Annotated in this window: 13 protein-coding genes; 6 read left to right on the top strand and 7 right to left on the bottom strand. The window is 64.4% G+C overall.

The annotated features are described in order from the left end of the window. Positions 1-51: 51 nt before the first annotated feature. A complete protein-coding gene (locus tag ACFQX9_RS19180) occupies positions 52-978 on the top strand; it encodes a GNAT family N-acetyltransferase (protein WP_377790079.1) in 927 nt (308 codons plus the stop codon). 244 nt (positions 979-1222) lie between these two features. Here ACFQX9_RS19180 and moaB read toward each other — a convergent pair whose 3' ends face one another. Continuing rightward, positions 1223-1786 (bottom strand): molybdenum cofactor biosynthesis protein B, encoded by a 564-nt coding sequence (gene moaB, locus ACFQX9_RS19175; RefSeq protein ID WP_018454917.1) that lies wholly within the window; start codon positions 1784-1786, stop codon positions 1223-1225. 134 nt (positions 1787-1920) lie between these two features. Next, on the bottom strand, positions 1921-2856 hold the full coding sequence (locus ACFQX9_RS19170) for a neutral zinc metallopeptidase (protein WP_085352623.1): 936 nt from the start codon (positions 2854-2856) through the stop codon (positions 1921-1923). Positions 2857-3256: 400 nt separating this feature from the next. Here ACFQX9_RS19170 and ACFQX9_RS19165 point away from each other — a divergent pair, with 400 nt between their 5' ends. From ACFQX9_RS19165 to ACFQX9_RS19155, 3 genes are all read left to right on the top strand, one after another. Then, positions 3257-4387: a site-specific DNA-methyltransferase gene (locus ACFQX9_RS19165; RefSeq protein WP_085352624.1), complete on the top strand. Its 1131-nt coding sequence runs from the start codon at positions 3257-3259 to the stop codon at positions 4385-4387. 120 nt (positions 4388-4507) lie between these two features. Beyond that, positions 4508-4834, top strand: coding sequence for a hypothetical protein (locus tag ACFQX9_RS19160; RefSeq protein WP_018454920.1), 327 nt, complete (start codon positions 4508-4510; stop codon positions 4832-4834). A gap of 132 nt (positions 4835-4966) precedes the next feature. After that, positions 4967-5653, top strand: a complete 687-nt coding sequence (locus ACFQX9_RS19155; protein WP_317244901.1) for a glutathione S-transferase family protein — start codon at positions 4967-4969, stop codon at positions 5651-5653. A gap of 59 nt (positions 5654-5712) precedes the next feature. Here the strand turns inward: ACFQX9_RS19155 and ACFQX9_RS19150 are convergent, their stop codons facing one another. Next, positions 5713-7722 carry a methyl-accepting chemotaxis protein gene (locus tag ACFQX9_RS19150; RefSeq protein ID WP_377790076.1) on the bottom strand — a complete coding sequence of 670 codons (2010 nt, stop codon included), beginning with the start codon at positions 7720-7722 and terminating at the stop codon, positions 5713-5715. Between the two features lie 340 nt (positions 7723-8062). After that, positions 8063-8506, bottom strand: coding sequence for a nuclear transport factor 2 family protein (locus tag ACFQX9_RS19145; RefSeq protein ID WP_085352627.1), 444 nt, complete (start codon positions 8504-8506; stop codon positions 8063-8065). Positions 8507-8596: 90 nt separating this feature from the next. Here ACFQX9_RS19145 and ACFQX9_RS19140 point away from each other — a divergent pair, with 90 nt between their 5' ends. Then, entirely contained in the window at positions 8597-9514 is a 918-nt protein-coding gene (locus tag ACFQX9_RS19140; protein WP_377790074.1) for a LysR family transcriptional regulator, read from the top strand. A 125-nt stretch (positions 9515-9639) separates the two neighbouring features. Here ACFQX9_RS19140 and ACFQX9_RS19135 read toward each other — a convergent pair whose 3' ends face one another. Then, positions 9640-10260: a glutathione S-transferase family protein gene (locus ACFQX9_RS19135; RefSeq protein WP_026232844.1), complete on the bottom strand. Its 621-nt coding sequence runs from the start codon at positions 10258-10260 to the stop codon at positions 9640-9642. Between the two features lie 128 nt (positions 10261-10388). On the opposite strand from ACFQX9_RS19135, the gene ACFQX9_RS19130 reads away from it, so the two are divergent. Next, positions 10389-11666 (top strand): flavin-dependent oxidoreductase, encoded by a 1278-nt coding sequence (locus ACFQX9_RS19130; protein ID WP_204513843.1) that lies wholly within the window; start codon positions 10389-10391, stop codon positions 11664-11666. A gap of 206 nt (positions 11667-11872) precedes the next feature. On the opposite strand, the gene ACFQX9_RS19125 is transcribed toward ACFQX9_RS19130, so the two are convergent. After that, positions 11873-12295, bottom strand: a complete 423-nt coding sequence (locus tag ACFQX9_RS19125; RefSeq protein ID WP_018454927.1) for a PaaI family thioesterase — start codon at positions 12293-12295, stop codon at positions 11873-11875. Between the two features lie 52 nt (positions 12296-12347). Next, entirely contained in the window at positions 12348-13463 is a 1116-nt protein-coding gene (gene mutY / locus ACFQX9_RS19120) for an A/G-specific adenine glycosylase (protein WP_377790071.1), read from the bottom strand. Positions 13464-13465 lie beyond the last annotated feature (2 nt).

Below are 13465 nucleotides of genomic sequence, written 5' to 3'. Positions count from 1 at the left end.
CTTGCCAAGGTCAAATAATTATTTGACAATGGCAAATATCGGAGGTGACCCATGTCGTTCAATCCTACCGACGACCACATCGCAGCGGTCCGCGCCTTCAACCGCTTCTACACCCGCAAGCTTGGCGTGCTCGACCAGCACCTTGGCAAGAGCCCGTTCTCGCTCAGCGAGGCCCGCGTGCTCTACGAGCTCGCGCAACGGGACGACCTTGCCGCCAAGGAGATCGGCAACGAGCTTGGCCTCGACCCCGGCTATCTCAGCCGGATCGTGCAAAGCTTCGACGAAAAGGGCCTGATCACCCGCAGGGCCCTGCCCGCGGATCGCAGGCAATACCAGCTCAGCCTCACCGCCAAGGGGCGCCAGGCCTTTGCCAAGCTGAACCTGGGCTCGCAAAATGAGGTCGCCGCAATGCTGGCTCAGCTTTCGATCAGCGATGCAACGCGGCTCACGCAGGCTATGGCGACCATCGAGGCCGTGCTGGAGCATCGAAGCCACCCCGCGGCTTTCATGCTGCGCAGCCATCGCGTCGGCGACATGGGCTGGGTCATCTCCCGGCAGGCCGCCGCCTATGCGGCCGACTACAACTGGGATATCAGCTACGAGGCCCTGGTCGCCGAGATCTGCGCACAGTTCATCAAGAACTATGACGCCGCCCGCGAGCACTGCTGGATTGCGGAAGTGGGCGGAGAGCCGGTCGGCTCTATCTTTCTGGTCAAGGCCACGGACCAGATCGCCAAGCTGCGCCTGTTGCAGGTGGAAAAGAAAGCGCGGGGACTCGGTGTCGGCCGCGCGCTGGTCGACCAATGCATCCAGGGTGCGCGCGAGAGGGGCTACAGCAAGATGACGCTGTGGACGCAAAGCATCCTGGTCGCCGCGCGTGGCATCTATCAAAGCGCAGGCTTCAAGCTCGTGAAGAGCGAGCCGCATCACAGCTTCGGGCAGGATCTGCTTGGGGAAACGTGGGAGCGGGATCTGTAGAACTCTCGCAACGAGCGAGAGGCGCATGTATGCGCCCTCGCCCCTTGTGGGAGAGGGCAGCGATGCTGCCAGACGCACACTCACTAGGGCGAGGGGTATGTCTCCGAGCACTCCGTGCCGATAGATACCCAAGCTTCGCTTCGGCATTCTTTAAGGACGGGCGGCCGAAGGCGGCCTATGCCACCTTCCCCGCATCCGCCTTCGCTAAAGCTTCGGCCGACATGAGCGGAGAAGAAATGTCCAACTACACCGTCGCGCCCTGGGCCTTCGGCCGGCGCAGATGCTCGTCCAGCCGTGGCATGATCTCGACGAAATTGCAGGGGCGGGTGCGGTAGTCGAGCTGGGCTTTGAGAATGCCGTCCCAGCCGTCGCGGCAGGCACCGGGCGAACCTGGGAGGCAGAAGATGTAGGTTGCGCCCGCGACGCCGGCCGTGGCGCGGCTCTGGATCGTCGACGTTCCGATCTTGGCGTGGCTCAGCATGTGGAATGAGATCGAGAAACCGTCCATGCGCTTCTCGAACAAGGGCTCGATCGCCTCCGGCGTGACGTCGCGCCCGGTGAAACCGGTGCCGCCGGTGGTGATGACGACGTCGACACCTGCGTCCGCAATCCAGCGGCGGATGACGGTGCGGATCGCCTCGACGTCATCGGTGACGATCTCGCGCGCGGCGAGATGATGGCCGGCAGCGGTGAGACGGTCGGCCAGGGTCTGGCCGGATTTATCATCCGCCAGCGCGCGCGTGTCCGACACGGTGAGCACCGCGATGTTGAGCGGGACGAACTGTTTTGTTTCGTCGATGGAGGTCATTGCAACGCACCTTCTTCACAGACCACTGACGTCATCCTGAGGTGCGCGCTCTTGCGCCCTCGAAGGATGGGCCACGGGCTCGCCATCCTTCGAGGCTCGCCAATTGGCGAGCACCTCAGGATGACGGATAACCCCTACTGTCCGCCCCCAAACGTGTTGCAGGCCTGGACGGTGCCCTGCTGGTAGCCGGTCATGAACCATTGTTTGCGTTGCGCCGCCGAGCCGTGGGTGAAGGAATCGGGCACGACGCGGCCTGTGGACTGGCGCTGCAGCGTGTCGTCGCCGATCGCGCTCGCCGTGGTGAGTGCGGCGTCGATGTCGCCCGGCTCCAGGAAGTTCGGCCGCTTCTTCGCCTCGCGATTGACCCAGACACCGGACAGGCAGTCGGCCTGCAATTCGACCTTCACCTGCAGCGCATTGGCCTCCGCCTTGCTGCCGGCCTGCTGCTGCAGCCGCGTCACGCGCGGAATGATGCCGAGCAGGTTCTGGATGTGATGGCCGGCCTCATGGGCGATGATGTAGGCGGTGGTGAAGTTACAGGCCGACTTGCCGGAGCAGCCGCGAAAACGCGTCTCGACCTCTCGGAAGAAACCGGTGTCGAGGAAGATGGTCCTGTCGGGCGGACAATAGAACGGTCCCATCGCCGACTCCGCCCGGCCGCAGCGCCCGCCATTGGTGACGTTGCGGAACAGCACGACCTTTGGACCGGTAAAGGACTGGCCGGAGGCCTGGAAGATCTCGCTCCAGCGATCGTCGATCTCGCCGAGGATGCCGGAGATCATGCTGCCCATCTCGTCGGTCGGCGCGCCGCGCTTGGCGTTGGACGACGATTGGCGATCGGTCTGGTAGGACGGCGCCTGGCCGCCGCCGGTGAGTATCTCGGCGCCGCCGATCAGGATGCGCGGATCGATGCCGAAGGCGTAGCCGACCAAGCCGAGCACGATGATGGTACCGATCCCAAGCCCGCCGCCGCCCATGGGGAGGCCGAACCCGCCTCCTCCACCGCCGCCGCCACCATCGTCGCGACGATCCTCGATGTCGTCGCTGCGGCGGAAATCATCGTAGCGCATGGCGGCTTCCCTCGGTCCTAGCTCAATTCGGCGCGAAAGCGCGAAAGCTCAACGCGCCACATACGTTTCCGTTGCGTTAATCAATATCCCGCTCGGCAATTATTGCCTAGTGCGACAGCATGGCAATGCCAGCAATTTTTTCCGGGCATCGAGCAATTTTTTCCGAGAGGAATTTTGAGTCTTTTTGCGCTCCGATCACAGCCGCAACGCGAAGAAACGCGAAATACACTGCAAAACATGGAGAATGCGCGGAGCGAGCCGCGTGCAAGGCGCGATGTGAGGGCTGTTCACGAAAGCCACGGGTTAAGTCGATTTTTACTTTGCCGCTTCAATGTAACGGTCAGTCGGTTGTTTGGTCCCGCGTCGCCGACAGCGTCGCCTGAGTCAGAGTTCTTGAGTCATGGTAGAGTCGCGTCGCGGGGCGTCTGCAAGGGCGCCCCGCACAAATTTTGAGTCTCCTTCGCACAGCATCGTCCTCGGCGATTGCGTCGCCGAGATGTCGAAGCTTCAGGCTGGTTCGGTCGACCTGGTGTTCGCCGATCCACCCTACAATCTCCAGCTTAAGGGCGATCTCAAGCGCCCCGACGAATCTCATGTCGATGCGGTCGACGACGACTGGGACAAGTTCGATTCGTTCTCCGCCTATGACGATTTCACCCGCGCCTGGCTGCTCGCCGCCCGCCGCGCGATGAAGCCGTCGGCGACGATCTGGGTGATCGGCTCCTATCACAACATCTTCCGCGTCGGCGCGATCATGCAGGACCTCGGCTTCTGGCTGCTGAACGACATCGTCTGGCGCAAGACCAACCCGATGCCGAATTTCCGCGGCCGCCGCTTCACCAATGCGCACGAGACCATGATCTGGGCCGCGCGGGACGAGAAGGCCAAGGGCTACACGTTCAACTACGAGGCGCTGAAGGCCGCCAACGAGGACGTGCAGGCACGGTCCGACTGGCTGATCCCGCTTTGCACCGGCGAGGAGCGCCTCAAGGGCGCCGACGGCAAGAAAGTGCACCCGACGCAGAAACCGGAAGGCCTGCTGGCGCGCGTGCTGCTGTCGTCCTCCAAACCCGGCGATCTCGTGATCGATCCCTTCAATGGCACCGGCACCACCGGCGCGGTCGCAAAGCGCCTCGGCCGCTCCTATATCGGCTTCGAGCGCGACAAGACCTATGCGAAAGCGGCCGAAGCGCGCATCGCCGCGATCGAGCCGCTTCCGGAGGCAAGCCTCGCCCCGTTCATGACGGCGCGCGAAGCGCCGCGTGTGGCGTTCTCCGAGCTGATCGAGCGTGGCATGATCATGCCCGGCACCAAGCTGTTCGACGCGAAGAAGAAACTCGGCGCGCTGGTGCGTGCCGACGGCGCCATCATGTTCGGCGACAAGGTCGGCTCCATCCACCGCATGGGCGCAGTGGCGCAGGGCGCGCAAGCCTGCAACGGCTGGACCTTCTGGCACATCGAGACCAAGAAGGGTCTTAAGCTGATCGACGAGCTGCGCGCCGAGATCCGCGCCGGCATGGCGGCGGGGTAGCCTTCCTTTCGTCGTCCCGGAGCGCGCCTCCTGGCGCGGCCCCGGATGACGAGACTGGTTGAATACAGCGGCCGGCGGGACTAGATTGACCGCCTACGCCCCGTCTTGACCGGTCGAGCCATGCGACGACAGTCCGAGACATTGCTGCTGGTGCCGCTGCTGCCGATCTTTCTGGTCGGCATGTTTCCGATGTTCCTGATCGCGCTGCTGGGATTTTTCGGCCTCGCCTTGTTCGGCGTGCTCGTGGTCTGTGTCGGGCTCGCCAGCAGCAACGAGGCCCACGACAGCTTCAATCACGACGTCATCGTTCACGGCTACGCGCGCGGATCGGAGCGCGCGGCGCGGGCCTCCGACATGCATATCGCTACCCGGCTCGGGTTGCGCCTGGAGGTCGTGGGCGCGGCCATGGTCATTACGGCGGCGATCGGCCTTTGTTACGCCGGCTGATCTGCGTGACGCGCAGACGCCGCCCGGCAAACTCGCCGGTTGCCCTCCCCGATAAGGTTCAGGCAAGACAAGGCCGCTTGCGGACATGTTGCTGACTCCACTCTCAGCCAACAAACACAGGGGAGATGCCCGATGCTCAAATTCTATTTCAACGGTTCGCCGAACCCGACCAAGGTCGCGCTTTATCTCGAAGAGGCCGGCCTGCCCTTCGAGCCGGTGAAGATCGACACCCGCACGGGCGAGCAGTTCACGCCGGACTACCTGAAGATCAATCCGAACGGCAAGGTGCCGGCGATCGACGACAACGGCACCATCGTGTTCGATTCCAACGCCATCCTGCTGTATCTCGCCGAGAAGACCGGCAAATTCCTGCCGGCCGCCAATGTTCGCGGCGAGATGCTGTCATGGCTGATGTTCGTCGCCACCGGCGTCGGGCCGTATTCGGGCCAGGCCGTGCACTTCAAGCATTTTGCGCCGAAAGACCAGAACCACGACTACGCGCATAACCGCTATCAGTTCGAGACCGATCGCCATTACAAGATTCTCGACGGCCACCTCAAAGGCCGCCGCTATATGGTCGGCGAGAGCTATTCGATCGTCGACATGGCGCTGTGGGGGTGGGCGCGGATGGTGCCGTTCAAGCTCGGCGACGATGCCTTCGCGCGATACCCGAACGTGAAGCGGCTGGTGGACGAGATCTCGGCGCGGCCTGCGGCGACGCGCGCGATCGCGCTGAAGGACAAGTTCACCTTCAAGGCGGAAATGGACGACGAGGCGCGCAGCAACATGTTCAAGCACATGACGACGAAAGTCGCCTGATCGTCTCAGGTCACAATGCGAGGCCACGCGCATGCGCGTGGCCTTTTGCTTCTTGAGGCTCAGGCGGCGTGGACCGAGCTCAGGAAGTTGGCGACTTCCTGCTTCAAGCGATTGCTGTCGGCCGACAGCGAGTGTGCCGCCGAGAGCACCTGCGAAGACGCCGAGCCGGTCTCGGACGCCCCGCGCTGCACGTCGCCGATGTTGGACGACACGAGTTGCGTGCCTTGGGCCGCCTGCTGGACGTTGCGGGAGATCTCCTGCGTCGCCGCACCCTGCTCCTCCACGGCGGCGGCGACCGTCGACGAGATCTCCGACAGCCGCTCGATGGTGCCGCTGATTTCCCTGATCGAGCCGACCGACTCCTCCGTCGCAGCCTGGATGCCCGAGACCTGCTGGGCGATCTCACCGGTGGCCCTCGCGGTCTGCTCGGCGAGCGCCTTGACCTCCGAGGCGACTACGGCGAAGCCGCGGCCGGCTTCACCCGCGCGCGCCGCCTCGATGGTGGCGTTCAGCGCCAGGAGGTTGGTCTGGCCGGCGATGGTGCTGATCAGCTCGACCACGTCGCCGATGCGGGCTGCAGCCTTGGAGAGCTCGCTGACGCGCGCGTTGGTCTTGCTCACCTGACCGACGGCTTCGCCCGCTATGCGCGCCGATTCCTGCACCTGGCGCGCGATCTCCGTCACCGAGGAGGACAACTCCTCGGTCGCGGAGGCGACCGCCTGCACATTGGCCGAGGCTTCCTGGGAGGCGGATTGCACTTCGGTGGAGAGATCCTGAGCGCGCCTCGCGGTCGCGGTCAGGGTGCCGGCCGAGCCCTCGAGCTCGTGCGATGCCGAGGATACGGTATCGACGATCTCGCCCACCGCCTGCTCGAACTGACTGGCGAGCCGGGCCATGTCGGCCTTGCGGCTCTCGGCCTGCCGGGCCTCGGTTGCGGTCTGCTCTTGGCGCAGCCGTTCGGTCTCGATCATGTTTGTCTTGAAGACGTCGATCGCCTTGGCCATGTCGCCGATCTCGTCGACCTTGCCGCGCGAGGGGATCTCGACGGCGAGATTGCCGCCGGCAAGCAGCCCCATTGCGCGCGTCATCGAGGTCAGCGGCCGCACGATGCTGCGGGCGGTCAGGAAGGCGACGATCAGTCCGAACAGGACGGCGAGGCCGCCCGCGATCTCCTGCAGCGAGGTCGTGCCGTCGATCACAGCATCGGCCGCGGTACGCGAATCATTGTAATCCGTCTTCAAGGCGGTTTCCGCGACCTTGAGCTTGGCTATGCTGGCGGAGATGAGCGGTGCGAGATCCTTGTGGTAGATCTCGTCGGACCGCAGCATCGCCGCAGAGGTGGTTTCGAACGCGGATTTGTAGATACCAAGGACGGTCTTCACAGGCGTCAGAGACGAGCGAAGGTCCGCCGCCTGCGGGCTCCTTTCGACGGCCGCCAGCCGCTGCACCGCCCTGTCGACATTGGTTCTGAAGGCGGTGGGCCCGTTGGCGTCGCGCAGAGCGAGGAAGCGCCAGTTCGCGATTCGAACCAGCAGGACCCGGGACTCGAGGTCCGCGACGAGCGACACCGTGTCGTCGTCGGCGGCGGCACGGGCCACATCGACCAGCTTGGCCATCTTGACGGTCAGCTCTTCGCCACTCGGCAACAGCGTCGCCTTGCCGGTCCGCGCCTCGTTGACGGCGTCGCCGAGACTGTCGCGCAGGCTTTTCATTTTGGCGATGTCGGCGATCAGATCGTCGTAGAGCTTCCGCCGCTCCTCCGAGAGGGTGCCCTTTGCTCCCAGCTGCAACAGCCCGGTCGCCGCGGCCTCTCGCTCGGCAGCCTCCCGCATCGCAGGCTCGTTGGCGTCGTAAATGTAGCGCAGATTGGCCCGCTGGATGGCCTGAAGATGGGTCGATATCTCCAGGACGCGCGCCGTGCTGTCCGACAACGCGGAGAGTTTTGCGACCTGATCCTGGACGGATCGCAAATTCCAGATGGCGACCACCGCCATCACAAGACCAACCGCCACCAAGGCCATGAAACCTGCGTACAGGCGTCCCCTGATCCGCAAACGAAAACTCGGCATTCCCACTGTCCACCCAGATGCGTGTCAATTCGAGCGGCCGGCCTAATCCGGCGATCGTCACCGGCCACTCTGGCAGCCGCGCGTCGCGTTGTTCGCGACCCACGCTGCACCGCGACACAATGGGGGACACTCGTTAATTGAACCTTCAAATTTTTCGCGCGCGCATCCGTCGGATGGTACAACATCTGCTGATTTTATCGGCAGGTGAGCAAGGTTTTAGCGAGAAGCCCGCAGCGGCATGCAGGCCGCTGCAGCTGGTCCGGCCTGCGCCAGACCAACACGCCCCTCGCGGACCGCGGCGGACGGCACCGGTCGACGGAGGCGACGCTGCTCGATCCGCTCAGCTCGCGGCCCTCACGGCCGTTTGTGGAAACGGACCAAGGGCCTTCTCGGTCAGCACCGAGTCGCAATATTCCCGGATCTCCTTGATCTTGCCGTCCTCGAGACGAAACACGAGACAATAGTCGTTGTCGTAGCGCACGCCTTCTGGCGTGACATTGTCGCCCTTTGCTTCGACGACGACGATATCGCCGTCGGCGATGAAGCGATGAGCGACCGTCCGCGTCCGGTCGACAAGGCGGGTCCGCACATAGCCGTGCAGATCGTTGAGGATCGCCTGTTTGCCCGAAAAGGTGCGGGACCAGGAATACTGGCCGGTCACGATCCATTTGGCGTCGTCGGCAAGACTTTCGGTGAACAAGCCACGGTCGCGCGCAGCCGGATCGGGGCTGGCGGCGGCTGCAAAGATATCCTGCATCAGTTTCTTGTTGGCGCTCGCGCTCATGGCGGCATCTCCTTTGGTGAGAACACGGAAATCATCGCCGCCGGTGCTAAATTCTTCAAATCGATAGTGGATATGATATCTATTCGCCTCATGAATTTGAATTCGCTCGACCTCAATCTCCTGACCGCGCTCGACGCGCTGCTGCGCGAGGCCAGCGTCAGCCGCGCCGCATTGCGGATCGGGCTGTCGCAGCCGGCGGCGAGTCATGCGCTCCAGCGTCTGCGCGACATCCTTGGCGATCCGCTCTTGGTACGCACAGGCGCGCGGATGGAGTTGACGCCGCGGGCGCAAGCCTTGCGCGCGCCGCTGGCGCAGGCGCTCGACCAGGTGCGCGGGCTGTTCGTATCGGATGAATTCGATGCGGCGCGCAGCGAGCGGCAATTCCGACTGATGATGCCGGACCTCGCGGTCGAGCTGTTGATGCCGCCCTTGATGGAAAAGGTGACGCAGGCCGCCCCCAACGTCCGCATCGACGTGGTGCCGTGGCGAGGACCGGCGATTTTCCACGCCGAGTTCGCCCGCACCATCGATCTCGTGATCTCGATCGGCAACGTCTTCAAGGGATTTCACCGCCAGTTGCTCTACACCGACAGCGACGCGCTGGCGGTGCGGCGCGGCCATCCGATGGCCACGAAGCTGAGGCGGCGCGAGACGTTCCTGGCCGCGCGCCATGTCGGCGTGATCATCCGGGGCCAGCCGGAGGACCTGATCGACACTTGGCTGCGCAGCAAGGGCATCGACCGGCACATCGCTCTGGTCGTCCCGGGTTATCTCGAAGCGATGCACGTCGCCGCCCGCACCGACCTCGTCGCCTTCGTGCCGCGCCGGCTGATCGCGGCGCTGTCCAAGCAGCTCGGTCTCGTCACGGTGACGCCGCCGCTCGACCCCGGCATCGACGAGCAGTTCATGTTCTACCCGACCCGCGCCCAGATGGATCCGGGCTCGATCTGGTTGCGGCGGCTAATGCTGGAGGCGGGACGGGAATTGGAGAAGCGGAAGGCTTCGTAGGGTGGGCAAAGCGACTTGTCCGCCGTAGCTCGAAGAGCGAAGGCGGAAGCGTGCCCACCACTCCTTTTGAAGTGAAGATGATGGGCACGGCGCTTCGCGCCTTTGCCCGCCCTACAAGAAGAGCCCTACGCCTTCTGCGCGTCCATCACCTTGCGCACGGCGGGGCGGTCGGACATGCGCTTGAAATGGTCGGCGATCTTGGGCGTCGCGTTGATGTCGACGCTGTCGCCTTCGAGCCAGGTCGACAGGGTGTAAAGATAGGGATCGCAGATCGTGTATTGCTCACCCATCACCCAGGGGCCCTTGTACATCTTCTGCTCGATCAGGGCGAAGCAGGCGCCCATGGTCTTCGGGATCATCGCCTTCATATCGGCGAACGAGCTCTCTTCGCTCGCCCAGCGTGCGCCGCGCATCTTGTGGGCATGGTTGATGTGCACGGTCGAGCAGAGGTAGGAGTTGAACGACTGGACCTGGGCGAAGTCGAAGGGATCGTCGAGCGGCGCGAGCTTCGCCTTGGGGAAGGTCTGCGCGAGATAGGCGAGCATCGCCGGGGTCTCGGTCAAAACGCCGCGATCGGTCACCAGCGCGGGCACGCGGCCTTTCGGGTTGATCGCGAGGTACTCCACGCTGTTCTGCTGGTTGTCCTTGAAGCTCAGCCGCTCCGCCGCGTAGTCGGCGCCGGCTTCTTCCAGGGTGATGTAGGTGGCGAGCGCGCAGGTGCCGGTGGCGTAGTAGAGCTTGAGCATGTCGGACCTCATCGGAAAGCCGGAAGGTAACGGCTGCGGGCCCCGAGGTCCATAGCACGAACCTCTCTTCGCAGTTGCCCACCGGCGCCCGGCTGTGCCAAGACGCCCCGAGTTGGAGGGGCTTTCCCATGACCGTACTCATCGCCGGTGGCGGCATCGGCGGGCTGACGCTTGCACTCAGCCTGCACGGAATCGGCATTCCCGTAAAAGTGTTCGAGAGCGTCGCCGAACTGCGGCCGCTCGGCGTCGGCATCAACGTGCTGCCGCATGCGGTGCGCGAGCTGATCGAGCTCGGGTTGATGGACAAGCTCGATGCCAGCGGCGTGCGCACCCGCGAGCTTGCCTATTTCTCCAAGCACGGCAAGCCGATCTGGAGCGAGCCGCGCGGGCTGGAGGCCGGCTATAAATGGCCGCAGTTTTCGATCCATCGCGGCACGCTCCAGCAATTGCTGCTCGACACCGCCATCGAGCGCCTCGGCCGCGACAACATCCTCACCAGCCATCATCTTACCGGCTGGAGCGAAACCGCCGACGGCGTGCGCGCCGATTTCGTCGACAAGGCCACCGGCAAGGCCGCGGGGACTTACGACGGCACGATCCTGATCGCCGCGGACGGCATCCATTCCGCCGCGCGAGAAAAACTCTATCCCGACGAAGGCCCGCCGATCTGGAACGGCCGCATCCTCTGGCGCGGCGTCACGCCCGCAAAAGCCTTCCTCAGCGGCCGCACCATGATCATGGCCGGTCACGAGATCCTGAAATTCGTCTGCTATCCGATCTCGAAGGAACCGGACGCCGCGGGCAACCATCTGATCAACTGGGTTGCCGAGCGCCACATGCCGCCGACCTATCAATGGCGGCGCGAGGACTATAACCGCACCGCGCGGCTGGAGGAGTTCTTACCCTGGTTCGAGAGCTGGCAGTTCGACTGGCTCGACGTGCCCGGCCTGATCAAGAACTGCCCGCACGCCTATGAATATCCGCTGGTCGACCGCGATCCGGTATCGCAATGGACTTTCGGCCGCGTCACGCTGATGGGCGACGCCGCACATCCAATGTATCCGATCGGATCCAACGGCGCCTCGCAGGCGATCCTCGATGCGCGCACCATCACGCGCGAGATCCTGGCGCACGGCCCGACGCAAGCGGCCCTGCTCGCCTATGAGGCCGAGCGGCGGCCTGCAACCACCAGTCTCGTCCTGCTCAACCGCAAGAACGGCCCCGAGCAGGTGATGCAGCTGGTCGAGGAGCGCGCGCCCGACGGCTACAAGGTCGTCACTGACGTGCTGTCGCAACAGGAGCTCGAGGATGTTGCCGCCAATTACAAGCGCGTCGCCGGCTTCCAGGTGGAAGCGCTGAATGCGAAGCCGCCGATCGTGAGCAAGGACGCGCGCGCGACGAAATGAGTATTCGCACGAAGCGAGACGCACGTTGATGCGCCCTCGCCCCTTGCGGGAGAGGGCAGCGACGCCGCTAGACGCAAGCTCACTCGGATGAGGGGTCTGTCTCCGCGAGTCTAACTCTCATTTGAACTCGCCGAGACAAACCCCTCATCCGGCGCTTCGCGCCACCTTCTCCCGCAAGGGGAGAAGGAAAAAAGACTGCGCGGCAGCTATTTGCCCACCACCCTCGCCGCCTCCAGCAGCCGCTCGCTCGCCGTCGCCGTCGCCAGCAGCGTTCCGTCCTCTGCCATCAGCTTTGCCTCGACGAACGCAATCGTCTTGCCGAGCTGCGTCACCTTGGCCTCGCCGATGATCGGTCCGGGCTTTGCGGGCGCCAGGAAATTCACGGTCATGCTGATGGTGGTGGTGTAGAGCCTGCCCTCGCTCATCACCAGCACGGCGGGGCCCATCGTGTCGTCGAGCATGGCCGAGAGCATGCCGCCCTGGATGAAGCCGGCCGGATTGCAGAACTCCGGCTTGCCGTCGAAGGCGAGCTTGATCCAGCCTTCCCTGGGTCGGGCATCGAGCAGGCGCCACCCCAATAGCTCGGCACAGGGCGGCCTGGGAAAGTTGTCGAGCGCGGTCTTGATCATGCGAGCCTCCGTTGCCTACCACAGCTAACGCAGGCCTGCTGCCAGCATTTTGTCAGCAGGATGGGCTGCTAGGGTCCAATCCATGCGCAATCACCTTACGCATGACGTTGGGCAATGCTTCATCGGCGAGCGTGGCGATCGGCACCCAGCGCATGCTGGCGGGTGCCCGCGTCCGCGCTTCCACCCTCGCCGTGTAGACCACCAGTTCCAGCGGAAAATGCGTGAAGACGTGGGTGACCACGCCGACCTTGCGCTGCCAGCGCGACAGCCCCTTCAACTCGGGCGCCTGCCGTTTTGCCTTGGCGTCGTCCTGCCCGGCCAGCCAGTCCGACCCCGGTACTTCGGTCATGCCGCCGAGCAACCCCTTTTCGGGACGGGTGCGGACGAGAAGCTCGTCGCCGCGCGTGACAACGAAAGCGGCGCCGCGCCGTAGCGCGCCGCTCTTCTTCGCGGCCTTGCGCGGAAACGTGTCCTGCGTTCCCAGCCCGCGCGCCGTGCAGCCCTCGTTCAGCGGGCATAGCGAGCAGGCCGGCTTTTTCGGCGTGCAGATCGAGGCGCCCAGATCCATCAGCGCCTGCGCGCTATCACCGGCGCGAGAATCGGCAAGCAGCGTCGCAGCCAACTCCTGAATCAGCGGCTTGGCCTGCGGGAGCTCTTCCTCAACTGCAAAGAGCCGCGAGACCACGCGCTCGATATTGCCGTCGACCGGCATGGTGCGTCGATCGAACGCTATCGCCGCGATCGCTGCCGCCGTATAGGGCCCGACGCCCGGCAGCGCGCGCAGACGCACTTCGGTGTCGGGAAAGGTGCCGCCATGCTCGCGCGTCACCGCGACCGCGCAGGCATGGAGATTACGGGCGCGAGAATAATAGCCCAGCCCGGCCCACATCCGCAGCACGTCCTCCTGCGAGGCCCGTCCGAGCGCGGTGACATCAGGCCAGCGCGAGACGAATTTTTCGAAATAGGGCCCGACCGCCTTCACTGTGGTCTGCTGCAGCATGATCTCGGACAGCCAGACGCGGTAAGGGTCGGATGCTTCGCCGGGCGGAGCCCGCCAGGGTAATCGGCGGCGGTGGCGGTCATACCATTGGAGCAGCGCGAGCGGACGCGATGGGGTCTCCGGCGGAACTGGTTCCGATTTCGCCTTGAGGGCGGATTTGGGGCTCATGT

Origin of the sequence: Bradyrhizobium sp. GCM10028915 (assembly GCF_042666195.1) — a bacterium.
Taxonomy (GTDB): domain Bacteria; phylum Pseudomonadota; class Alphaproteobacteria; order Rhizobiales; family Xanthobacteraceae; genus Bradyrhizobium; species Bradyrhizobium canariense_D.
This window is presented reverse-complemented; position numbering and strand designations above follow the sequence as displayed.